Genomic DNA, 23,739 nt, shown 5'->3' on the forward strand with positions numbered 1-23,739 from the left:
GCAAAAGAAGGAGGCCCTTTGATGACAATCCGTTATGTTTCCGGCGTATTGGAGGAATATGCCCCGGTCGCAGCCCTTTATCGCGCTTTGGGGTGGGATTTGCTCGGTCTCTCCACCTCCGATCTGGAGACCATGTGCCGGCAGAGCTGGTTCGTGCTCTTCGCCTTTGACGGCGATCGTCTTGCCGGTATGGGGCGCGTCATCTCCGATGGCGTAATTACCGGAGTCATATGCGGTTTGGGAGTCCATCCCGAATACCGGTCCTTGGGAATCGGCAGGGAACTGCTTCATCGGCTTACTGCCCAATGCGAGGAGCATGGCGTGATTCCTCAATTGATGTGCAGCGAGCAGTTGGTTCCTTACTATGAGGCGAGCGGCTTCAAAACCTTTACTGTCGGCATGAGCAAAAGGGACAAAAGATAGTTCCTGCCCCTCATGTTCCCAAGATGCACTCCCCGGTCACAGCGTCGATATACCACACTCTGCGCTCCACTCCCGACGCATTTATGGCGGTTACGGAAGGTTGATACACGAGCCGGAAAACCGGCTCTTTCCCTTCTTCCTTTTCCAAATGCCATTTGAGCTGAAGCTTCATCCGCCCGGCATATCGCTTAGCCGCTTCTTCCTGTGACAGTACCGGTCTAAGCGGGAGCGCCGCCATCGTTTGGATCATCTCGTAAGAGACCCCCGCATACAAGCAGACCGCCCCTGTAGAAACATACACCGCAATCATGACCCGCTCATGGCTTACCGGAATACCGCGAATGTACACGGGCAGGTAGAAAAATTCGCGGCGCCGCTCATCTTCCTCTTCATCGTCCTGTCGGTCCTCCAACTGTAGATACTCGGCATATTCGGGAAAAAACTTCCCCAGGAACCGCTCGGCAATCCCCCAGCATTCCTCTCGCGTAAGCGCGGCTTCCCCTGCCATACCTCCCTCGCAGCCCGAGTGGTGGTAGCTGACGAGCCTTCCCGTCGATTTTTCCCATTGAATCTTGATCGCCGAGTCCATCAGGAATCGAAGCTGGTCCCCCCACTTTCGCTCCATATATCCATCGACCGACAACGGATCAACCCAATCCCGGTCTTGCTCTTTTGGCGTGTGGGCCGTATAGAGCAGCGTTTCCAATTCCTCATCTACCGCCGTTTTCTCCAGCCGATAGATCTTTGGATCGATACCGAGCCGCCGTGCCCAGCCCGCCGCACTAAGATCCTCTTCTTCGACCGGGCTAGAGGCCGCTGCGGCTGGCGGAAATGGGCGACTTGCCGGCATGGCGTAGTGCTCGGGCCCGAACAAATCCGTCCCGGTCGCCGCATCGATCCATCTATTTTCCATCAACGGTTCGTAAACCAGCCGAATTTCCGGTTCACCGCTTCCGATCTCATGCAGGGAGGAATGCAAAGTGACCAGGACCAGCTTCATTCTCAACTGCTCCTGAAGCTGCCCTAACAGCACAGGTTCCTCCACTATTTTTTCCGGCCACTCCGGCAGTTTCGGAGGAAAATCCGGCCGTTCCCGCAGCCGATACCATGTCACCTGAAAACGGGAATCCAGGGTTATGACACATCCTGTATAATGAAGCGGCAGACCGTGTGCTTCCCGGTTATATTCGAAATGGTACAGGTTCCGGCGGGCTTCCGCCTTGACGACCGTCAGCGCGGAGGGGGCCGGGTGGTGCCGTTCTATAAAGGCCTCGGCCGCTTGCCTTGCCAGGTCAAGCTTGTTCCCGGAAACCGCCGCCTCTTCCGGCTCCAGAGTATCCTCCCCTCCCCCTCCCTCTTGCGCTTCAGCCCGGTCCATGTTTAACCGCATCAGTACACCGGTGGCCAAGTCCAGAGCGATTTCGATGCTGTTCTCCCCATGATCCGGGTCCTCCCAAATATAGCAGCGCTCCCGCTCCTCCTCTTTCGGAATACTGTCCTCCATCTCCAGACGGTAATGCCCGGGAATTCGCACAATCGCCTTCGCGGTTTCCCGCAGCTTTTGCAAATCGATTTTCATGGATAGGCTAGACCTCCTCACGGAACCGCATCCGTCACTTATTCCCAACTTTTTCTTTCCCTCATTTGAGCATAACAGAAAAGAGGACCAAGTTCATGCTTCCTCCTCGCCTTCACATCCGGCAGCCATAACATAATAAAAAGAGCGTAAACACAATGGTGTCTACACCCTTGTGCTTACGCCCCAGGTTTGCGCCTTATCGGCTATTCTTTAACTCCTCCCAGCGCTACGCCCGCGATAATATACCGGGATAACAGGAAGTAAACCACAAATAGAGGTAACGCCGTCAAGGCCAGCCCCATATAAATCGAGCCGAACTCCGTCTTGTAAATATCGCCGCGCAGCAAGCTGACCATGATCGGCATCGTATACTTCTCCTTCTGTGTCAGCAGAATCAACGGCATAAACAGGTTGTTCCAGTTGGCCACAAAAGCAAAAATGGCCTGCGTCGCCACAGCCGGCATCATCAGCGGAAGAATAATCCGGTTGAAGGTTTTGAATTCACCCGATCCGTCTACGCGCGCGGCTTCCACGATCTCCGGCGACAGCGTGGCAAGCAGATATTGGCGCATGAAGAACACGACCGCCGGCGCTGCGATCGCAGGCAGAATCAGCGGAAGGAAGCTGTTTGTCCAATGCAGTTTATACATGAACTGATAGAAGCCGATGGCGCTTGCCTGGGAAGGAATCATCATTACGCACAGGATGAAGGTAAAGAACGGCTTGCGCAGCTTCCAGTTATAAGTGACCAGACCATAGGCCGCCAATGACGAAAAATAGACCGTTAAGAGGGTTGCCGAACTTGAGATAATCAATGAATTCAGAAACCCCTGTAGCGGGTCGAAGCTCTTATCGAGCAGGACCTGCAGGTTGCTCATAAAGTGGGTTGAAGGAAGCAGCGAGAGACCGCTTTGGATTTCCGCCGTAGAGCGGGTGGCGTTGACAAACATGATCCAAAACGGAAGGATGCTAAGCAGCGACAACAAAATACAGACGATATAAATGATCGTCCTGCTTATTTTTAGACCGGCGTTTCCGCCTCTCTGAACTTTTTCCATGGCTTATACCTCCATCTCGGTCGCAGCGTGAGTGGATTTTCTGTGCTTCTTTTCCGCTTTTTTCAATCTTGCCGCATCGCGGTCGCGCATCAGGTAGAACAGCAAGCCGGACAATATCGCCGCAATGACGAACAGAATCATACTCGCCGCCGCGGCGCGATTGTACATATAGCTTCCCTTAAACGCTTGCCCGTAAATGAACATGGACGTGGTTAGCGTCGAGTTGTCCGGTCCGCCTTGAAGGAACAACTGCGGAATATCGAACATCGTCAACCCGCCGATCATTGACGTAATCAGCGTGTACAGCAGGATGGTGCGGAGGCTCGGCAGCGTAATGCGGAAGAAGGTTTGCCAGCCGTTGGCGCCGTCAATCGCCGCGGACTCGAATAGAGCCGGATTGATGCCCATAACGCCTGCAACCAGGATGATCATAGTGTTGCCGTACCACATCCAGAACTGAATGAACGCTACAATGCCCCGCGCCGTCGTCTTGTCCTGAAGAAAGAAAATCGGAGCGTCCGTCCACCCGAGTGATTGGAACAAACTGTTTATCGGCCCCATCGGATAGGCAAACAAGCTGCCGAAAAGCACCGCGATCGTACTCGCAGTAATGATGTTCGGCATATAAAGCAGAACCTTAAACGTCCCCTGTCCCCTGATGTTAAGGCGCTTGTTCGTGAACCATGCCGTGAGCAGGAGCGCCAGAACGATCTGGGGAATGAAGTTGACAACCCAGAGTAACCCCGTGTTGGTCAGGGACTTCCTGAACGAGGGGTTGTCAAAAAGGAGGTCTTTAAAGTTTTTAAAAGGGTCATCCAGCAAATGAATCGGTTTCGGTATTAACCCTTGCATATCCGTGAACCCGATGACCGCGGTATATAGAATCGGATACAGCGAGAAAATCAGAAACGCCAGGACGAACGGAAAGGTAAAGATATAGCCGTATTTCGAGTAATTCACACCTTTTCGGCGCATGCTCTCACCTCTTTAGTTGATATGAAGGGGCGGGATCATTTCCCGCCCCTTCGCTTCCTCTTATTCGCTCTCGATCCCGAGCTGGTCCTTGACTTGCTGCTTGAAGGTGGCGAGGGTTTCTTCGCGTGTTTTGTTGCCCGCGGTGTACTCGCGCACCTGATCACGCCAGAGCAGGTTAATCGACTCGTCATACTGGGTCAAGTTCTTACCCGAAGCATTGGCGTTGGCCGGAACGAACACTTCGAACATGTTCTGGCCGCCAAGCAGCGGAACTTCGCCATTGGATTTTTCCATCACAACGGAGGATGCGACGCTGTCCTTCGTGCCTTGCTCGCCTTCCTTCATCGTGCCGTTAGCCCAGTAATACTGAAGACCCGTTTCGGAGGTGTCGAGCGTTACCCATTTGATGAAATCCGCAACAGCCTGTTTCTTGGCGTCGTTCGTGGCAACATCTTTATTGGCGAGCAGCCATGTGCCGCCCCAGAAGAAGCCCGTCGGCGACTCCGTTACGGCCCAGTCGCCATTCGTGTCCTTCACTTGATCCTTCATCACATAGTTGATGAGCCAAGCGGGACCGAAGAAACCGAAGATGGGTTGCGCACCGGAGCCGGACATATCAGCGTACCATGATTCCTGCCAGTCTCTCGTATCGTTGTGATAGCCCTTGTCCTTCAGTTCCTTGGCCAGATCGAGGAACTCCTCACGCTTCGGATCGATGTGGAGCTTGCCGTCGACAATCCAGCCTTTATCGGAACTGTTCTCGATCGGGTGCCAGATATCGCCGTCGCCGGATATGATGCCGTACCCTTTGGCTTTCAGCTTTTCAGCAGCTTGGAAGAACTTCTCCCAGCCGGGCCCCACTTCGCTTTTGATCTTTGCAGGGTCGTCCGTTCCGAACACATCTTTGGCAATCGAGCGGCGATAGATAAAAGCACCGCCGGTCGCTTGATACCCGAGAGCCTTCAATTGGCCTTCCTTGCTGCCGATATCCACGGAGTATTGGGCAATGCCCGCATCCTTCACCATCTGATCGTCCAGGCCAAGGTCCGCATAGTTGGCGGCATAGTCGGACGCGTCGCCTTGCGTGTACTTGAGGACGAACGCCGCTTCAGCGGCATAAATATCGGGAGCATCTTTGCCTCCGGCCGCGAGAGCCTGGTCGAGAGCGGGCTGGTAAGCGCCATCGGTGGTAGCGATCACCGTCGTTTTAAACTCCACATTCGCATCGGGATGGACTTCCAGGTACTTCTTGGTCATGTTCGGAATTTCATCCGTAAAGCTCCAGAGATTGATGGTGACTTTCTCGCCGTTGCCCTTTGTGGCCGTCTCTGCCGAGTTCGTGGATGGGGTTGAGCTGCCTGGATTTGAAGCATTCGGGTTTGTATTGTTTCCTCCGCACGCCGCGAGCACCGATATCATCAAAAGCGTGGCGGAGATTCCGGCTAAAACGCGTTTCATACCTTTCATACTTTTCATACTTGCTCCCCCTTTTTGTTCGTTTCCCGATTTTTTGTAACCGCATACATATTATAAGTCCGACTGTCCCAGGGCATAAGGGAACGGCCATTGGGGAAAGTTCCACTTTTTTTGGATTCGCTTTCTTTTCCACGAAATAGAACTTCCGGCTTCCGGAATGCCATCCGCCATTTACTATGCGCCCCGAAAATGAAGAAGGCCCCGCCCTTTATTTCAAAGGGGAGGCCTCAAGGCTACCGTTTCCGCGTGTTACTTTCATTTCATCATCTACTTTCAGGAATGATTTCGTTCAAGCATTGGAGTGCATTCAGGGTTCTCGGAAAGCCCATATAAGGAAGGCAGTGAGTGATGGCGGCGATGAGCGTCTCCTTGTCATTACCGACATTCAGGTTGCCCTGGACATGCGCCTTGACTTGGTTTTCGGCACCGCCGAGTGCGCTTAGGATACATAGGGTAAGCAGCTCGCGCGTTTTCAAATCAAGACCGCCACGGGTATAAAAGTCGCCGAAACAAAAGGAGGAAAGATAGTCCTGGATATGCTTTTGATGGGATGGGGCATTCTCCCGGTTTTTTGCAATGACATCGCCAAAAATCTCTACCTGAACGGCAAGTCCCTTGTCAAACCGGTTATTTTCTTCAACCTGCTTTTGGCTTTCGAGCGGCAACCCGATATTTCTGTCTTTGAAAACCGCATTGATTTCTGCAATGGCATTCAGGGTTTTGGGAAATCCAAGGTATGGCGCGCATTGATAAATGGCTTCTTTAATTGCCACTGGCGTAAGTCCAACATTTAATGCGGCGTGGGTATTTGCCCCAAGCTGAGGCAGGGTTTGGTTCGTTGCAAGCACGACCAGCGTGATAAGCTCACGCTGTTTGTCGTCCAGATGGCCTTGGTAAAAAACATCGCCAAAAATAAAGCGGGTCAGGATATCCTGAAGATCAGGATCTGTAGCGTATCCCGCCGGCACTCCGTCGCCGAACAGTTCTTTATACTTTTCTCGGCTCTTTTCGATTCGATTCATGACTCAGCCTCCTGATGTGAATTTAAACATGGCCGACGATCCGATGAGGTACATACGGCTCTTCCAAAAAGGCAATTTCCTCAGCCGTTAACTTCATGGAAAGAGCAGCTTTCGCGTCTTCGAGGTGGGATATTTTTGTAGCCCCCACAATGGGAGCGGTCACCGGTTCTTTGTGCAGAAGCCATGCAAGCGCGATATGAACCCGACGGACGCCATGTTTCTCCGCCAGATCCGCAACCCGGTCTACCACCAATTGATCCGCATCCGCTGTCGCATCATATTTTTGTTTTGCAATTTCATCCGTTTCGGCGCGGTGTGTCGTGGCCTCCCTCGCCAATCTTCCTCCTGCTAGCGGGCTATAAGGAATGACTCCGATTTTCTCTTCCTTACAAAGCGGCAGCATCTCCCGCTCTTCTTCGCGGTAAATGAGGTTTAAATGGTTCTGCATGGACACAAATCGGGTCCACCCGTTTTTTTCAGCTACATGCAGCGCTTTTTGAAACTGCCAAGCCCACATGGCGGAAGCGCCGATGTATCGTGCCTTCCCCGCCTTGACCACGTCGTGAAGGGCCTCCATCGTCTCTTCGATGGGCGTGTTATAGTCCCAACGATGAATTTGATACAAATCGACGTAGTCGGTTTTTAACCTTTTCAAGCTCTTGTCGATTTCGCTCATGATCGCTTTACGGGAAAGTCCGGCGCCGTTGGGTCCTTGATGCATACGTCCATGAACTTTCGTCGCAATAACAATTTCATCACGGTTCGCGTAGTCCTTTAATGCTGCCCCGACAATTTCCTCGCTTGTCCCTTCGGCATATACATTGGCTGTATCAAAAAAATTGATTCCAAGCTCCAAAGCTTTTTTTATGACCGGACGTGCCCGTTCTTCATCAAGGACCCATCGATGGTGCCCTTTCCGGGCGTCCCCGAAGCCCATGCAACCGAGACAAATCCGGGATACATCCAGACCTGTATTTCCAAGTTTCATATAATCCATTCCCTTGTTCCTCCCTTTCTCGATTTTCCTGGTCAATGAGCCTCTTCATTAATGAACATTGATTGTTTATTCAACTCGTGTTTATAATTTTAAACAGAAACAATAAGGCTGCAATAAACAATTTTTCGTAATGTGTGGATTACTCAACACATTATTCATAATTGCCGATTATCGCAAAAGGAGGACTCCAAAAATGGCTAAAATGGATCGAAGAGTACTTAAATCTCAAGAAGCCATCAAGAAAGCAATTCTTGAACTGATGGCCGAAAAAAACTTCGATGACATTACCATCCGGGATATTTCCGATAGAGCCAATGTTAATCGAGGTACCGTTTATCTCCACTATATGGATAAATATGACTTGCTGGACAAGATTATCGAAGAACATATCAGCAATCTCCGCGAGCTTTGCCATTCCGCATCCGAGATGACTTTTAAAGAGGGCAATTATGTCTGGTTCGAATACTTTGCGGACAATCGATTGTTTTTCTCAACAATGCTAAACACGAAAAGCGCCGCTTATTTTCGCAGTCGCTTCCTTGATTTAGTCGTTCAGGAGTATAAGGTTGAAGTCGATGTAACCGAAGGGAAAAATCAAGGATTATATGAAGAGATCATTCTTCAATTTTTTGGGGCGGCGGTCGTCGGCGCAGTGGAATGGTGGTTCCGAAACGGGATGCCTCTCCCCCCTCGTGTTATGGCAGAACAAACCGGGATATTGTTAGATCGGAATCTTTAATCCCCATTCCAAATATTTTGAACAAATCCTCACCACGACTTCGTGATGAGGATTTTGTTTGTTTTAATCGGAAAGCTGTTCCGAAGGATCATGCCTATAGTACCTTAGCAAAATCGTTGCCAACCCTAGTATCAAGGATAAAATTCCCACCAGCACGACGTATTTTGCACCCATACCTGAAATAAATAACCCGCCTACGGCCGCGCCAACCGTCGTTCCTATATTACAGGAGGTCAAAAATAAGCCGTTCGCAAAATCGGGAGCTTCAGGAGCCGAGGACGCCATCCAGAATTGATTGATATTCCCCCCTATTCCAGCCACGATACCCCATATGAAAGTCATGATTGCCATGGGTAAGGTAATCTCTCCAGCGAAGAATAGAATGAGGTATACGCCTCCCAATACAAAAGGAAACGCTATAACGGATTTCATCGCGCTATGGGCGAGCTAGTTTCCCGGCGACCATGTTTCCGATGATATTTGCTCCGCAGGTCTTTGACTTTTTTAAGACGCGGAGTTGAGCTCCGTAAGATAGCTTTTCTTTAACAGGCATCGTCGGGACAAACAGGAATGTAACCAAAATACAACGGCATTGATCACGGCAAAGAACGCCATCGCCATTTCAATGGAAGCTGCATTCGCGATAAAGCTGACAATCGGCACGCCGACGACCATCCCCGCCGACACCCCGATGAACACTTTGGAAACCGCTTTTGCGGCATCTTCCTTTCGAACCGAGGACGCGGCGACCGAAAAAGCCAACGAACAATAAATGGGATGAAAAAAGGCCGGGACGACACGGGCGATCAATGCAATCGTAAAGTTCGTCGTAAATATGGACATGATGTTCCCGATAAGGAAAACCCCGAGTACGAGCAACATCACCTTCTTGCGGTCCATTCCCGAGAACAATAACGGCAAAATCGGACCGGATATGGCAACGCCGAGCGCGAAAAGGCTCACCAGCAGCCCTGCTTGGGATACACTGACGTGATAGTGGTCCGCAAGGGAAGGCAATATCCCGATAACCCCCATCTCGGTATTTAAAATACCGAAAACCCCTATGGTCAAAATGAAAATCATTAAGTTATTCCGTCTAGCCAAAAAAACATCTCCTTCAATAGCATGTAGGAATGAGTATAAAGGATAGAGTTAACTCTAAGACAAGACAAAACCACCTGTCATTCTTCTGGAAGTTCGGAATGACCGGTGGTTTCATGGTTTCTAATGGGTAAAGGCGCTCCCTATATTATTGTTTTTATGAATATCCTCCGTTCCGGCCTCCAAGGCCGTTTTATAATAAAAGCATTTATGCTCGATGATTTCCATTGTTTTCTTCAGTTCTTCCATCTGCGCTTCCACAGTAGCTTTCCGTTCCATAAACATGTCGAATCTTTGCTGTAAGGTGGCATCCCCTTCCGAGCACCAATCGATAAAATTTTTGATTTCCTTGATTGGCATCCCGGTGGATTTCAGGCATTCAATCACTTTTAAAGCTTCGATATCGAATTCTTTAAACAATCGCGTTCCGCTGGAGGTCCGTTCCACAAACGGCATCAGTCCCTCCTTGTCGTAGTAACGCAAGGTATATGGCGTAAGATTCAATGCTTTGGCAACTTCGCTGATCGAATAGGTCTTCATCGCGGGCGGGTCTCCTGTTCTATATAGTTTAGACTTCGAGTTAACTCTATGAGACTCGGGAATCTTATCACGTTTTTTTGCAGGATGTCAAAATCGCAAGAACGCTTGACTTAGAGTTAACTATAAGGTTTACCATAGTTTTTGCTAATCGAATTATCTCGATAATTATAAACTACAGGAGGTTTTTTATATGATAACGGCTAAAGCACGAGCTGTCGACGGTCCGGACCAACCGTTTCGCGCCGCAGAAATTCAACGGCGGGATCTGGATGCGCATGACGTCCTGATTGAAATTAAATATGCAGGCATATGCCACTCCGATATCCACACGGCTCACGGCGAATGGGGACCGGTAAACTATCCCCTGGTCCCTGGACATGAGATTGCAGGTATCGTTACGGCTGTAGGACCTGACGTCACCAAATACAAGATCGGTGATCGGGTGGGAGTAGGATGTATGGTCGACTCCTGCGGCGAATGCGAGAATTGCCGAAAAGGGGAAGAACAATACTGTCTGAAAGGTAATGTTCCCACCTATGCCGGCGTCGATAAATACGGCGAACCCACGCAAGGCGGATACTCTACGCATATTGTCGTGACCGAGAATTTTGTGGTCAGCATTCCCGATAGCATTGCGCTTGACGCGGCCGCTCCGCTACTTTGCGCAGGGATCACGACGTATTCACCGCTAAATCACTGGGGAGCCGGTCCAGGCAAAAAAGTAGCGGTTGTGGGAATGGGCGGTCTAGGCCATATGGCTGTCCAAATCGCTCATGCCATGGGCGCCGAGGTTACGGTTCTATCCCAAACCTTGAGTAAAAAGGACGACGGGTTACAGTTAGGGGCAGACCACTACTATGCCACAAACGATCCGGAAACCTTCGGAAAGCTTGCCGGAACTTTCGACTTAATTATTAACACAGTAAGCGCCAGTATCGATATGGATGCTTATTTCTCCTTGCTCACGCTTGACGGAACTTTAGTGAACGTCGGAGCCCCTGGGGAGCCGTTGTCCCTCAATGTGATGTCCCTCATCGGACATCGCCGTTCATTTGCCGGTTCCATGATCGGCGGCATCCGGGAGACGCAAGAAATGCTCGATTTCTGCGCGGAACACCGTATTGTTCCCCGGATCGAAGTGATCTCCGCCGACCAGATTGATGAAGCCTACAAACGAGTGTTGGCTTCCGATGTGAAATATCGATTCGTGATCGATACGAGCACCATGTAAGTGATATAACCGCATCCTCCTATAAGGAGTTCAAAATTTTACAATTCCTCAAAGAGGTAGATTTAAAATTAACCAAAACAAGAAGTGGTCTTTAGAAGGACCACTTTTTTTATATTAGTGGGATATCGTTATGTCGACCCCCTATACTCTCTAAAAAGTTATATAACGCTATACAAAAGCACGGTTTAAAAGCTGTTCTGAAGCTACCTTAACACATCCCTTTAGACTTATAAATGTCATTAAAACGACAAAGGAGCTCAGGTTATTCACCTGAGCTCCTTTGATTGCATAACTAAGTTTATTGCATTAATCCTCTTTTTACGACTTCTAACGCTTACTCCACCGTCACACTCTTCGCCAGGTTACGCGGCTTGTCGACATCGTTGCCGCGGGCCAGGGAAGCGTAGTATGCCAGAAGCTGCAGCGGCACCACGGAAAGGGCCGGTGTCAACAGCGGCAGCGTCTTCGGAATGGCGAAGGCTTGATCGACGGACTTCAGCAAGCCGGCGACATGCTCTTCGTGCGTGATCGCCATGACATCGGCACCGCGCGCTTTTACTTCCTTGATGTTGCTGACGGTTTTTTCGAGGACAGATTCTTGAGTCGCCAGAGCGATGACCGGAATTCCCTCTTCAATCAGCGCCAGCGTACCATGCTTCAGCTCACCGGCCGCATAGGCTTCGGAGTGAATGTAGGAAATCTCTTTCAGCTTGAGCGAACCTTCTTGAGCGACGGCATAATCCAGACCGCGTCCGATAAAGAACAGGTGCTCATGCGTGGAAATTTGTTCGGCGTAGGCTTTGATCGCATCCGAGTTCTCCAGCATGCTCTCCACTTGCTCAGGCAGCGCCTGCATAGCGGCGACAATATGCGCCACTTCCTCTTCCGTTTGCGTACCGCGAGCTTGTGCCATGTAAAGGGCGAACAGGTAGAACGCGATTAACTGGGAAGTATACGCTTTGGTCGAAGCCACGGCGATTTCCGGACCGGCCAGCGTCGCGATCACATCGTCCGCGTCGCGGGCGATCGAACTGCCGACCACGTTGGTGATCGCCAGGACATGAGCGCCGTTGGCGTGCGCTTCACGCAAGGCTGCCAGCGTATCCGCCGTTTCACCGGACTGGCTCACGACAATGACCAGCGTTTCCGGCGTGATCAATGGCGAACGATAGCGATATTCGGAAGCTACGTCAAACGAAACCGGAATACGAACCAGACGCTCAATCGCGGCGCCGCCGACGAGACCGGCATGATAAGCCGTTCCGCACGCAATCACATGAATGCTATTGATGGAGCGGATTTTTTCATCGGACAGATTCAGACCAGGGAATACAACCTTGCGTCCGCTTTCGTCGATCCGGCCCAGCATCGTGTTCCGGTAAGCATTCGGCTGCTCATGGATTTCCTTCAGCATGAAATGGTCATATCCGCCTTTTTCTGCGGTGACGGCATCCCAATCGACAGAAATCATTTCCCGAGAAATAAAATTCCCCTCAATGGTCATCAATTCGACAGCGTCTTCGGTCAATACGGCCATTTCCCCGTCATTCAAAATATACACATTCCGCGTATAGTTCAGAATTGCCGGGATATCGGAACCGATAAAGTTCTCCCCTTCGCCCAGACCGATGATCAACGGGCTCGCTTGACGTACGGCTACCAGCTTATTCGGCTCGTACTCCGTTAATACACCCAGAGCAAAAGCGCCGCGCATATAGCTGATCGCTTTCTGAACCGCTTTGACGATATCTCCCTCGTATTCGCGAGCCACGAGATGGGAAATGACTTCCGTGTCCGTTTCCGAAACGAACTCATAACCTTGGGAAATCAGTTCTTCTTTCAGTTCCAGGTAGTTTTCGACAATGCCGTTATGCACGACCGAGAACTTCTGGCTATGGTCGGTATGCGGATGCGAATTGACATCCGACGGTTTGCCGTGAGTTGCCCAACGGGTATGGCCGATACCGGCGGTCCCTACCAAAGGAGCCCCTTCCAGCTTGGACTCGAGGTTAGCCAGGCGGCCGATCGATTTGGCGATTTGCAATCCGTTCTGCGTAAACACCGCAATCCCCGCCGAATCATACCCGCGGTACTCCAGCTTCTTCAGTCCTTCCAGCAAAACCGTCTGCGTGTCTCTCTTCCCGATATATCCAACGATACCACACATAATATATATATCCTCCGTTTCATCTCACCCGAATTTTTTAGGGCAGGAGAAAACAAGCGGAGAGATAAGCGCGGCTCCACAGAGAAAGAACTATTCAATTTTTTGAAAAATCAGAAAAGTTACACGTAACAATGCCTATTTTCATGAATGTCCATGCTTCTCCGTTCACCGCGATATTTCCGCGTCTCCTGCAAACACTCATGAATAAACGACTCCACTGATCCACATCGGGATCTTAACATCGGCCCGTAAGGTTTGTCAGAACGGTCGCCCATTCCTTTTGCCCTTGCGGTCACGGTGCGATGTATCACCGGGAGGCCCCCGCCGAACAACTCGAACACCTCCACCTCGTCAGCTTCCCTTTGCCGATTCGTCCTGAATTCCGGAATCCATCCACTTATGAACAACTTGCTTGTTCACTGCTTCCGAAAGGACTTTCTCGCGCGAAATGAAGCTCTGGCGCTTTCACTTCCGATAACCTCACTACCCTCGCTTTCTTTTCTTGAATATGCTTATTATATGCATCCTTGAGACATTTGGCAATGATCATGTTGTCCTGATTACCCTGACCCGCCCTTTTCCGGCTTTACCCAGATAAAAAGCCGTTGAAACTGGAATTTTCCAGTGCCAACGGCTTATTTTTGAAATTATGCAAAAAGTCACAAAACAACCGATTCATCCTTGTTGGACAGTTCCTTCTCCACGACGGAAGCGATTTGGGCCACGAGCTGCTCGAGTTCCGCCTTCTCAGGGCCTTCCGCCATCACGCGGATCAGCGACTCCGTACCCGATGGACGTACCAGGACCCGGCCGTTGTCGCCCAACTGCCGCTCGACGCTGGCAATCGCCTCTTCAATCGCCGTATTGCCGGCAAAACGGCTCTTATCCTGCACGCGCACATTCACGAGCACTTGCGGATACTGCTTCATTACTTTTTTCAACTCGCTGAGCGGTTTACCGGCCGCCTTCATCGTGTCGACCAATTGAATCGCCGTCAGAATGCCGTCGCCCGTCGTATTGTAATCCAGGAAAATGACGTGGCCGGACTGTTCTCCCCCCAGGTTATAGCCGCCACGGATCATCTCAGCCATGACGTAACGGTCGCCGACAGCCGTCTGCTGCGTATTCAACGCCAGTTTGGCCGTGGCTTTGTAGAAACCGAAATTGCTCATCACCGTGGAGACGATGGTGCTGTCCTTCAGCTTGCCCGCCCGGTTCATCGCATCGCCGCAAATGCAGAGGATGTAGTCGCCGTCGACTTCCTCACCCTTTTCGTCGATGGCGATCAAACGGTCCGCATCTCCGTCAAAAGCGAGCCCCAAATCGGCCCCCAACCGGACTACTTCCTCTTTGAGCTTCTCCGGGTGCGTGGATCCGCAATGGTCGTTAATATTCAAGCCGTTGGGCTCCGCCCCGATCGTGTGGATTTCGGCGCCGAGTTCACGGAACAATTTGGGTGCCAGCTCATAAGCGGCCCCGTTGGCGCAATCCAGTACGATTTTCAGCCCTTCGAACGAGGTGCCGATCGTCGTTTTCAAGTGTGCCAAATAGTCAAACTTGGATTCATTATCTACCGTGACTGTTCCCAAACCTCCGCCAATCGGACGCGGAAGCTCGTCTACTTCTTTATCCATCAATTCTTCGATCCGCAATTCGGTCTCATCGGAAAGCTTGAAGCCGTCGCTGCCGAAGAACTTAATCCCGTTATCCTCTACCGGATTGTGCGAAGCCGAAATCATGACGCCGGCGTCCGCCTTCAGCAATCTTGTCAAATAAGCCACCGCAGGCGTAGTAACGACACCCAGGCGAATAACATCCGCGCCAATGGAAAGCATGCCGGCCACAAGTGCGGATTCAAGCATGACCCCGGAGATCCGGGTGTCCATCCCGATCACGACTTTTGGCTTCGGCACTTGACCTGCCAGCACATAACCCCCGCAGCGCCCGATTTGATAGGCCATCTCCGCGGTTAATTCCTTGTTTGCGATTCCTCTTACTCCATCCGTGCCAAAATATTTGCCCATGATTTCACTCCTTCGACTTGTTCTGAAGCTTCGCATCATTTCTCTTGATATAGCGGCAGCTTCATGGTTTTTCTCATCCCGTGAGTTCTTTATTTCTGCCTGATGTTTTTAGTTTCAAAATGGCCTTGCGCATGTTAAGAGTCCGCTTCCGTTTTATCCCCGTTTTGACTGATTCCTGCGTTTCCTGAGCTCCCTGCGTTCCCGGAGTTCCCCGGAGTTCCGGTATTCCCCGTTTCGCCGCTGCTTCCGTTAGTTCCGCCCGGATTTCCCGCGCCGCCGCCCGAACTGTTCTGTCCCGGCTGCTCCTCCGCAGGAGGCGGAGTCTCGGGGGTCTCCGAATCCGGAGACTTCTCCTCTTCGGGCGTTGTCGTTGCGGGCTTTCCTTTCGGCAACAGCTCGATTTTGGCCGTTAGCGATTTGCCCGGTTCCGACAACTGCACAAACTGCGGCAGCTTGACGATGACGGGTACCGTATGGATCCCCTGGCCCAGCCCGGAAAGATCGGCCGTCGCCGTGAGATCCTCGGCGGTTAGCTTATTCAGCAGTTCCTTCGCTCCGTAAACCGTCAGCGAGACTTTCGCGTTGGCCGGCTGAAGGAACTTCTCCGTGAGCGTATCGTTTACGTTCAACAGGGTGATCGGTACGTTCTCAAGCAGTCGCTGCCCGGCAGGTTCAATTTTGACGGTGACCTCAACAGAGCTCGGCTCGATTTTCTCAAAACCGTCTGGAGGAGTCAAGTCCACCTTGTACCTGGTCTCCGTTGTGCCTTGAAATTGGCTCAAATCTACTGTAACCGGATAGGAAGAAATGCCCTCAAGCATTTCTTTCGACCCATAAATCGCAACCCCTTCCACATTGGCATTCACACTGGCCAGGACATAACCGGCAGGCAGCTCCCCGATTTCCTTTATTTCCAGAGGTACATTCTTGTAAAGCTTGTTAATCGGCACGCTCACGTCCACGGAGTCCGGAGTTAATTCCGCGTTCTTCATCACATTCCCCTGTTTATCATATGCATTGAGCTTGACGCTTTTGCCTTTTAAAGGAGCCGTGAGCCCGCCCACATCCACCGTGCCTTGCACCTTCTGGAGCTCGCCGATTTCGCTCTCCGGCAACGTCACCCGGACTGTACCGGCCCCTTCGACAACCGGAATGCCGGCCTGCATGCCTTCGCCCGGGCTTCCTTTGGTTACGATGGTCACCGGGACTTCCTTGGTTTGCTTGGCTTCGATCGTTACTTTAATAATAGAAGGCTCCATGGACACCAGCTCCACGCCGGGAGGAAGCTCATGGGTCAATGGGAGGGTAATGGTCCCCGGTCCTATATCCTTCAAATTCAACTTCACTTTATAATCGGAAAAATTGGTGGTTAAGTCCGTCCGTTTCCCCCTGACCTCCAGCCTGACTTTGTCGGGCTCCAGATCGTACAGCACATATTTCTCACTGTCGAAGCCGGTCACCTGAATCTTCACATTGTCGATCACCTTGGAATTGATTACGGTGGTCGGAGCCACCGGTGTTCCGCTGTCGATGTGAACCATAGCCCATAGAATTACGCTGATAATGAGGGCGAGCACCTTGGCGAAATTGTTATGGTTTATCCACTTATCCATTACTTTACGGCCTCCTTCTTCTTCCAGAAGGGCTTGCGCTTCTCTTTCTGTCCCGAATTCGGACCGAGCTCCTCATAAAGTTTGGAAATAAGCGATTCCTCATTGATATCCCGGACCACTTGTCCCTCGATGGCCAAAGAGATCTGTCCGGTTTCTTCGGACACGACGATCGAAATACCGTCGCCTACTTCGCTGATCCCGATGGCCGCACGGTGTCTGGTTCCCAGCTCCTTGCTGATAAACGGGTTTTCCGACAAGGGCAGGTAACAGGCCGCGGCCGCGATGCGGTGTCCTTGAATAATGACGGCACCGTCATGAAGCGGCGTATTCGGAATAAAGATATTGATCAAGAGCTCGGAGGAGATCACCGATTGGATTTTAATGCCCGACTCGGTGTACTCGTTCAATCCCGTGTTTCGCTCAAATACAATTAATGCCCCGATTTTTCTACGGGATAAAAAATTTATGGCCTTAATGATCTCGCCGATTTGCTTTCCGAACTCTTCCTCATCCGCGGTGCTGCGTCCAAATAGTTTGCCGCGACCCAACTGCTCCAAAGCCCGTCTAAGCTCCGGCTGGAAGATGATGAAGATGGCCAGAACCCCGAACGTAAACATTTGATTCATGAGCCACTTCAACGTATACAAATCAAACCAGGTGCTCACTGCCCATATAACGACAAGGACTAAAATCCCTTTGAGCAGCTGAATCGCCCTGGTTCCCCGTACCAATAAAATCAAGTGATATATTATATAGGTAACGATCAGTATATCGATAATATCCTTGATATAATCCTGCCACGTTAAGTTTGCAAAATAATCCATGGTGCAACCCCCAAAAAGTCTCCGTTTGACGAACTCGCCAAATAAGAAACGTTTATGTACATCCCTTTGTTACCTTGTCTATATATGTTCCCCTTAACTTCTAGGTTATAACGTTCCTTTAGCAGATGCAAGCGCCCGATAAAATTAGAATGTTTCGTCACTACAAGAAATTTTTTCCTAAAGTTAAAAAAACAAACGGCCCTTCCCTTAAGGGAGGCGCCGCTTGCGTCCTTACCGCTATTTATAAGCGACTTCCGTAAACAGATTGGTAATTCTGTACCATATCCAATCCAGAGCCTGGTCTATGCTCTTGACCTCTCCGGCAATGTGCGCCGTGGAGGCTTGGTAATAAGAACCGTCAATTACCGTTAAATTGCCCTGCACATCCCCGTATATCTCCGCTTTACCGTTCTCTACCGTCAAATTCCCCGCAACGGTCGAACCGCTAGGTACGGTAACCGTATCTCCGTGAATAATGACTTGGTCCAGATCCGCGGTCTTCACCACCAGCTGATCATCGCTCTCCCACAACGAGATCGCGCTGAAAAGCATCACTACCAGGAATATGGCCGCAGACGTCAAAGCCGGGTGCCGGCGGATCCAGCCGATCCAGGCCGCTTGTTTTCGCTGCTTCGGAATCTTGCCCATGATCCGGTCGACGAGTTCATCCGATGCGGAAAGAGCGTTGTGTCTGAGGGTTGCAAACAACATCATATCGGTTTGCTCCAGTTCGTGAAACCGTGCGCTGCACGCGGAACACCCTGCGAGATGCCCTTTCAGCTTCAAGGCCTGTTCCTGCGGTAAATCGTCGTCCAGATATTCATGTATCATGGAAGAGGCTTGTTTGCAATCCATATCCGCCAATCCTTTCAGTTCAATCTATGGATAACCAATACTCTCTATTGGCATAGTCGTCCTATCTTAAATTACGTTCCACCGAACAAAGCGTTTCATAAAAAATTGCGCGGCAAAATGGAAAATACTTGTCCGATTAATTCATTTTGTGCTCGAGTTTTTTCCGCAGAAATTCACGTCCCCGGTGAACACGGGTTTTTACCGTTGTCACCGGCATGTCCAACACGTCCCCGATTTCCTGCAGCGACAGATCCTGCAAATAGCGCAGCACAATAACCGACTTATATTTCGCGGGCAGGCCTTCGATCGCCTGGTGAATCATCTGCTGCGTCTCGGACAGCAAATACTCCGATTCCGGCGTTCTTTCGTCTCCGGGAATCAAGGTATAGCCGTCCATCCCCTCCTGATCGTTTACCTCAGCGTCCAGATAATAGCTGGGCTTTCTTTTGCGTAATCGATCGATACAGAGGTTCGTTGCAATCCGGTAAATCCATGTGGAGAATTTCTGTTTGTCGTCGTATCGGTGAAAATTTTTATAAACGCGAAGAAAAGCCTCCTGAACGATGTCCTCGGCTTCGTGCCGATTGGACAACATCCGGTATGCCAGATGAAAAATCTTATCCTTATATAAATCAACGAGCTCGGCAAAAGCACCCTGATCCCCTTTACGGGCCAGCTTCACCAGTCTCGCTTCAAAATGGTCCACCACCATATGTTCCCCCAAATCCTTGGATGGGCGTAATCGGGACACCTGTTAATCCGGCCTTCCGTTTCCCGAGCCCTCTAACGTAACTCCGGCCGTCGGCACTTCATTCAAATGTTAATTCAACTCTATGTAAATTGCAATACCATTCCCGCATCTCGCGATTATCAAAATTCCCGGATATAAAACAAGCCGGTACCTTCTCCTTAAGGAGAGGACCGACTTGTTTGTGGCTTATATGGTCACGTGAACATGCAGCGAATCAACCCGTATTCCGAAGCCCGGCAGCGATGCCGTTAATGGTAAGGAGTACTTCACGCAGCAAAACCGGGTCGTCCTGCCCCGCTTCGCGGATGGCCCGCAATTCAAGAAGCAGCTGTACTTGCAGATAGCTTAGCGGGTCCACATACGGATTCCGCTGTTTGATGGATTCCTGAAGCCCCGGGTTGGTGTCCAAAATTTCCGTTACCCCGGTAATCTTCAGAATCATCTCCTTGGTAAGCAAGAATTCCTGTTCTATCTGCCCGAGAATCCGTTCCTTCGCTTCCGCGTCGTTGCACATCTTGGCATATTCCTTGGCGATCACGAGATCCGCCTTGATTAGGGCAAATTGCAGCGTGTCGATCAAGGATTTAAAGAACGTGGAATTCTGGTACATTTCTTGAAGCACTTTCAGGTTCTCTTCTTTGCCTTGGTAATACGTGTATAAGCCCGTTCCCGCAGCGTACCAGGCCGGGAACAAGTACCGGCTCTGCGTCCAAGCGAAGACCCACGGGATCGCCCGTAAATCTTCAAAGCGGTCGCTATTTTTACGTTTGGATGGTCTGGAGCCGATATTCAGTTCGCCGACTTCCCCAAGCGGTGTCGATTCTTTGAAGAATTTAAGGAAGTCCGGCTCACGGAATACCAAATCCTGATACTTTTTAAGCGATATTTCCGAGATTCCGGCGATAATCTCGTCCCACTTGTCCTCTTCCGGATTGTGGTTTGTCCGCAGCTTAGCCTGAATCGCCGAAGTAATCAGCGCCGATGTGGCGGTTTCCAGACTGCGGTAGGCGATGCCTTTTAACGAGTAACGGGAGGAGATCACTTCGCCCTGCTCGGTGATTTTGATGCCTCCGCCGATCGTTTCGGGAGGTTGTACCAGAATGCTGCGGTTCAATGGCATACCGCCGCGTCCGAGCGCGCCGCCCCGGCCATGGAAGAATTTCAGCTTCACGCCGAATTCTTTGGCCGCTGCCGTAATCTGTTTCAAAGCGACCCGAAGCTCCCAGTTCGCGGTGACTACGCCGCCGTCTTTGTTGCTGTCGGAGTAGCCCAGCATAATTTCCTGCAAGTCGTTCATAGCCGATACGGATTGGCGATAGATCGGCATATTGAACAGGCGGCGCATGATGCCCGGTGCTGCATGCAGATCATCAATCGTTTCAAAGAGCGGGACGGATTGCAGTGTGCATACGACCGTTCCGTCGGCTTCTTTACGGAAAAGGCCGACTTCCTTCGCGAAGACCATAACCTCCAGAATGTCGCTCGCCGCTTCGGTCATACTAATCAGGTAGCTCGTGATACAATGCTTCCCGAACTCTTTTTGCGCCTGAAAAACGGTCCGGTATACATTCAAGCACTCTGTCGTGCTTTCGCTGTATTCCTGGTAAGGCGAGGTAAGCGGGCGTGGATCGTTTAATAGACGTTCCAGCAGTGCTACCTTCTCATCTTCATTCAGCTCCGCATAGTTGCTGACAATATTCATGTTCGCCAAAACTTCCGTCATGGCGTTCTCGTGTTCCTTGCTATGCTGACGTATATCCAAGGTAGCGGTATGGAACCCGAAGAGTTCCACCATACGGATCAGTTTCTTGATGTGCGTATCCGCAACATAGTCCGCGTAATGGTGGCGCAAGCTGCGGTCAATAATTTTCAGATCTTCGATCAAGCCGTTCACATCGGCGTAACGCTCGGAAGTGTCTTTCTTCGAATCGTCCAGTACGTTATGAAGCTTCTCTGTCATGTAGGTAAGCTTGATGCGATACGGTTCCTTCTCATTGTTCCACTGCGGCGTTTTCTTCAGGGTGACTTGCAGGCGGTCTCTTTGAATCGATGCAAGCAGTTCATCCGTTACGTCGACAATCGTTGTGCTGAAGCTGAGGTACTTGAACAGCTCGGACAATTGACCTTGATACTCGCGAATCGCGAGCTTGCGCTGCATTCTCAGCGTCTCCCAAGTTACGTTGGCCGTTACGGACGGATTGCCGTCGCGGTCGCCACCGATCCATGAACCGAAGCGCAGGTACGTGGGAACGTGCCACAAGTGCTCCGGATAATACTTCGAGAGGCAGCGCTCCAGTTCTTGATAAACCTCGGGCAGGACATGAAATAATGTTTCGTGAAAATAGTACATCCCATTCCGCACTTCATCCAGCACGGTCGGTTTACGGTCACGCAGCTCGTCGGTTTGCCAAAGGGTAATAACCTCGTTTAGAAGCTTCTCCCTTAGCTGCTCGCGCTCACGGAAAGTCAAGGTCGGGTTATCGAGCTGCATCACATCGTCGGCAATTCGCTTATGAATATCCAAGATTGCACGGCGCATCGCTTCTGTCGGATGAGCTGTCATGACCAGCTCCAGGGACATGCCCTCCAAAATTTCCTGCGCCTCACTAAAGGAAAAGCCCTGCTCTTTCAAATCTTTGACTGCGGCTTCGATGGAGCCGGTTTGTACCGCTTCACCCGCGGAACGTTCATAATCCCGTTTCCGACGAATCCGATGGTTCTGTTCAGCAATGTTTACCAATTGAAAATAAATGGCGAATGCTCGGATTACTTGGTGTCGGATTTCCGGCTCGAGGGAATTGATCATTCCCTTGAACTCTTCATGGAGTTCCGGCAAAAACACGGCACGCAATGATTTACTGGCTTCACGAATCTTCTCGACAATATCCAAGAGTTCATTGCCGCCCTGATGAACCAGGACCTCTCCTAGAATATTGCCCAAAAAACGTATATCGCGCCGAAGAAGGTTATTGGTGTTCGATTTGCCGGCTGCTACCGTTAATTCCGTCATATTTCTCCCCCATTTCATCCCTATTCCGTCTCTAAAAGCTTTCCTACCATAATACAATAAACTTCCCTGAAAATCTTCACTTTATTTGTAAGGAATTTAAAGGAAAGCGGAAGAGCCTTGCCGAGTACATGCCGCAGCTCCCGATTGAAGTGAACCAAAGAAGATGACGCCTGGCATCCTATTTGGCGAAATGGATAGGTAACATTGAGCTTACCCCGAGTGATAACCCTCTAATTACCCTAACACGGTGAAGCAGTAAAATTCAAGATTAAAAAAAACTCCGCTTATAACAAAAAACATCATCGAACGGATGATGTTACTGTCATAAAGTGGAGCGGGTGATGGGAATCGAACCCACGCTACCAGCTTGGAAGGCTGGAGTTCTACCATTGAACTACACCCGCACCTTATAATGGTCGGGACGACACGATTCGAACATGCGACCCCCTGGTCCCAAACCAGGTGCTCTACCAAGCTGAGCTACGTCCCGTAATAAGATGGTTACCCATTATGAAATTGAAAAGTGGCGCGCCCTAAGAGATTCGAACTCCTGACCTTTTGATTCGTAGTCAAACGCTCTATCCAGCTGAGCTAAGGGCGCGTATTATGGAGCGGACGACGGGAATCGAACCCGCGACCCTCGCCTTGGCAAGGCGATGCTCTACCGCTGAGCCACGTCCGCATAAATGGTGCGCGTGGAGGGACTTGAACCCCCACGTCAAAGACGCTAGATCCTAAGTCTAGTGCGTCTGCCAATTCCGCCACACGCGCACATAAAAAGTGAGCCATGAAGGACTCGAACCTTCGACACCCTGATTAAAAGTCAGGTGCTCTACCAACTGAGCTAATGGCTCATATTTCAGAAGAAAAAATGGCTGGGGATATAGGATTCGAACCTATGAGTGACGGAGTCAAAGTCCGTTGCCTTACCGCTTGGCTAATCCCCAATGAACTGTATGGTGGAGGCTGAGGGGATCGAACCCCCGACCCTCTGCTTGTAAGGCAGATGCTCTCCCAGCTGAGCTAAGCCTCCATATGTACTTCGAGGTTTATTAAATTGGGATTGGTGACCCGTAGGGGATTCGAACCCCTGTTACCTCCGTGAAAGGGAGGTGTCTTAACCCCTTGACCAACGGGCCAACCAAGAAATGGAGCTTCCAACCGGGATCGAACCGGTGACCTCATCCTTACCATGGATGCACTCTACCTACTGAGCTATGGAAGCATATGGCTCCCCGAACAGGACTCGAACCTGTGACAACTCGATTAACAGTCGAGTGCTCTACCAACTGAGCTATCAGGGAATAAAAGTTCGCTTGGCGGCGTCCTACTCTCCCAGGACCCTTCGGTCCAA

The 23,739-nt window shown here is 50.7% G+C and carries 17 protein-coding genes, 11 tRNA genes and 1 pseudogene; 3 read left to right on the top strand and 26 right to left on the bottom strand.

The window, feature by feature from the left end:
• The first annotated feature begins 21 nt into the window (after positions 1-21).
• Positions 22-423 (top strand): GNAT family N-acetyltransferase, encoded by a 402-nt coding sequence (locus tag LBW89_RS16365; protein ID WP_148457946.1) that lies wholly within the window; start codon positions 22-24, stop codon positions 421-423.
• Between the two features lie 10 nt (positions 424-433).
• Here LBW89_RS16365 and LBW89_RS16370 read toward each other — a convergent pair whose 3' ends face one another.
• The 6 genes from LBW89_RS16370 to LBW89_RS16395 all read right to left on the bottom strand — a co-directional run bounded on the left by LBW89_RS16370 (position 434) and on the right by LBW89_RS16395 (position 7,530).
• A complete protein-coding gene (locus tag LBW89_RS16370) occupies positions 434-2,002 on the bottom strand; it encodes a YcdB/YcdC domain-containing protein (RefSeq protein WP_225039558.1) in 1,569 nt (522 codons plus the stop codon).
• Between the two features lie 203 nt (positions 2,003-2,205).
• On the bottom strand, positions 2,206-3,060 hold the full coding sequence (locus LBW89_RS16375; RefSeq protein ID WP_148457948.1) for a carbohydrate ABC transporter permease: 855 nt from the start codon (positions 3,058-3,060) through the stop codon (positions 2,206-2,208).
• Between the two features lie 3 nt (positions 3,061-3,063).
• Positions 3,064-4,035, bottom strand: a complete 972-nt coding sequence (locus LBW89_RS16380; protein WP_225039559.1) for a carbohydrate ABC transporter permease — start codon at positions 4,033-4,035, stop codon at positions 3,064-3,066.
• A 60-nt stretch (positions 4,036-4,095) separates the two neighbouring features.
• Positions 4,096-5,511, bottom strand: a complete 1,416-nt coding sequence (locus LBW89_RS16385) for an ABC transporter substrate-binding protein (protein ID WP_225039561.1) — start codon at positions 5,509-5,511, stop codon at positions 4,096-4,098.
• Positions 5,512-5,774: 263 nt separating this feature from the next.
• Positions 5,775-6,533, bottom strand: a complete 759-nt coding sequence (locus LBW89_RS16390; protein ID WP_225039562.1) for a carboxymuconolactone decarboxylase family protein — start codon at positions 6,531-6,533, stop codon at positions 5,775-5,777.
• A gap of 22 nt (positions 6,534-6,555) precedes the next feature.
• Positions 6,556-7,530 carry an aldo/keto reductase gene (locus tag LBW89_RS16395; protein ID WP_148457951.1) on the bottom strand — a complete coding sequence of 325 codons (975 nt, stop codon included), beginning with the start codon at positions 7,528-7,530 and terminating at the stop codon, positions 6,556-6,558.
• A gap of 193 nt (positions 7,531-7,723) precedes the next feature.
• Between LBW89_RS16395 and LBW89_RS16400 the strand changes: the two genes are divergently transcribed.
• Positions 7,724-8,269 carry a TetR/AcrR family transcriptional regulator gene (locus LBW89_RS16400; protein WP_148457952.1) on the top strand — a complete coding sequence of 182 codons (546 nt, stop codon included), beginning with the start codon at positions 7,724-7,726 and terminating at the stop codon, positions 8,267-8,269.
• Positions 8,270-8,332: 63 nt separating this feature from the next.
• On the opposite strand, the pseudogene LBW89_RS16405 reads toward LBW89_RS16400, so the two are convergent.
• Positions 8,333-9,373 (bottom strand): annotated as a pseudogene (locus tag LBW89_RS16405) (MFS transporter).
• Between the two features lie 120 nt (positions 9,374-9,493).
• A complete protein-coding gene (locus LBW89_RS16410; protein ID WP_148457954.1) occupies positions 9,494-9,910 on the bottom strand; it encodes a MerR family transcriptional regulator in 417 nt (138 codons plus the stop codon).
• Positions 9,911-10,100: 190 nt separating this feature from the next.
• Here LBW89_RS16410 and LBW89_RS16415 point away from each other — a divergent pair, with 190 nt between their 5' ends.
• Positions 10,101-11,141, top strand: coding sequence for an NAD(P)-dependent alcohol dehydrogenase (locus tag LBW89_RS16415; RefSeq protein WP_148457955.1), 1,041 nt, complete (start codon positions 10,101-10,103; stop codon positions 11,139-11,141).
• A gap of 334 nt (positions 11,142-11,475) precedes the next feature.
• On the opposite strand, the gene glmS is transcribed toward LBW89_RS16415, so the two are convergent.
• The 18 genes from glmS to LBW89_RS16505 form a co-directional block, all read right to left on the bottom strand.
• Positions 11,476-13,308 carry a glutamine--fructose-6-phosphate transaminase (isomerizing) gene (gene glmS / locus LBW89_RS16420; protein WP_148457956.1) on the bottom strand — a complete coding sequence of 611 codons (1,833 nt, stop codon included), beginning with the start codon at positions 13,306-13,308 and terminating at the stop codon, positions 11,476-11,478.
• 659 nt (positions 13,309-13,967) lie between these two features.
• A complete protein-coding gene (glmM, locus tag LBW89_RS16425; protein WP_148457957.1) occupies positions 13,968-15,332 on the bottom strand; it encodes a phosphoglucosamine mutase in 1,365 nt (454 codons plus the stop codon).
• A 134-nt stretch (positions 15,333-15,466) separates the two neighbouring features.
• On the bottom strand, positions 15,467-16,945 hold the full coding sequence (locus tag LBW89_RS16430; RefSeq protein ID WP_148457958.1) for a YbbR-like domain-containing protein: 1,479 nt from the start codon (positions 16,943-16,945) through the stop codon (positions 15,467-15,469).
• Positions 16,945-17,769 (bottom strand): diadenylate cyclase CdaA, encoded by an 825-nt coding sequence (gene cdaA, locus LBW89_RS16435; RefSeq protein ID WP_148457959.1) that lies wholly within the window; start codon positions 17,767-17,769, stop codon positions 16,945-16,947. Before cdaA ends, LBW89_RS16430 begins: the two co-directional genes overlap by 1 nt.
• Positions 17,770-18,006: 237 nt before the next feature.
• Positions 18,007-18,624, bottom strand: a complete 618-nt coding sequence (locus LBW89_RS16440) for a zf-HC2 domain-containing protein (RefSeq protein WP_148457960.1) — start codon at positions 18,622-18,624, stop codon at positions 18,007-18,009.
• Between the two features lie 136 nt (positions 18,625-18,760).
• Complete coding sequence (sigW, locus tag LBW89_RS16445) at positions 18,761-19,336, bottom strand: RNA polymerase sigma factor SigW (RefSeq protein ID WP_211373383.1); 576 nt, start codon at positions 19,334-19,336, stop codon at positions 18,761-18,763.
• Between the two features lie 253 nt (positions 19,337-19,589).
• Positions 19,590-22,385, bottom strand: coding sequence for a phosphoenolpyruvate carboxylase (gene ppc / locus LBW89_RS16450; RefSeq protein WP_148457961.1), 2,796 nt, complete (start codon positions 22,383-22,385; stop codon positions 19,590-19,592).
• 330 nt (positions 22,386-22,715) lie between these two features.
• Positions 22,716-22,789, bottom strand: a tRNA-Gly gene (locus LBW89_RS16455).
• Positions 22,790-22,798: 9 nt separating this feature from the next.
• Positions 22,799-22,875 (bottom strand) — tRNA-Pro (locus LBW89_RS16460).
• 34 nt (positions 22,876-22,909) lie between these two features.
• Positions 22,910-22,986, bottom strand: a tRNA-Arg gene (locus tag LBW89_RS16465).
• Positions 22,987-22,992: 6 nt separating this feature from the next.
• A tRNA-Gly gene (locus tag LBW89_RS16470) sits at positions 22,993-23,067 on the bottom strand.
• A gap of 5 nt (positions 23,068-23,072) precedes the next feature.
• Positions 23,073-23,156: transfer RNA gene (locus LBW89_RS16475), tRNA-Leu, on the bottom strand.
• A gap of 10 nt (positions 23,157-23,166) precedes the next feature.
• Positions 23,167-23,239 (bottom strand) — tRNA-Lys (locus tag LBW89_RS16480).
• An 18-nt stretch (positions 23,240-23,257) separates the two neighbouring features.
• Positions 23,258-23,332: transfer RNA gene (locus LBW89_RS16485), tRNA-Gln, on the bottom strand.
• A 10-nt stretch (positions 23,333-23,342) separates the two neighbouring features.
• Positions 23,343-23,418: transfer RNA gene (locus tag LBW89_RS16490), tRNA-Val, on the bottom strand.
• 31 nt (positions 23,419-23,449) lie between these two features.
• Positions 23,450-23,524: transfer RNA gene (locus LBW89_RS16495), tRNA-Glu, on the bottom strand.
• 10 nt (positions 23,525-23,534) lie between these two features.
• Positions 23,535-23,610, bottom strand: a tRNA-Thr gene (locus tag LBW89_RS16500).
• A 3-nt stretch (positions 23,611-23,613) separates the two neighbouring features.
• Positions 23,614-23,689, bottom strand: a tRNA-Asn gene (locus LBW89_RS16505).
• Between the last annotated feature and the right edge of the window lie 50 nt (positions 23,690-23,739).

Source organism: Paenibacillus sp. alder61 (assembly GCF_020179875.1).
GTDB lineage: Bacteria > Bacillota > Bacilli > Paenibacillales > Paenibacillaceae > Fontibacillus > Fontibacillus faecis.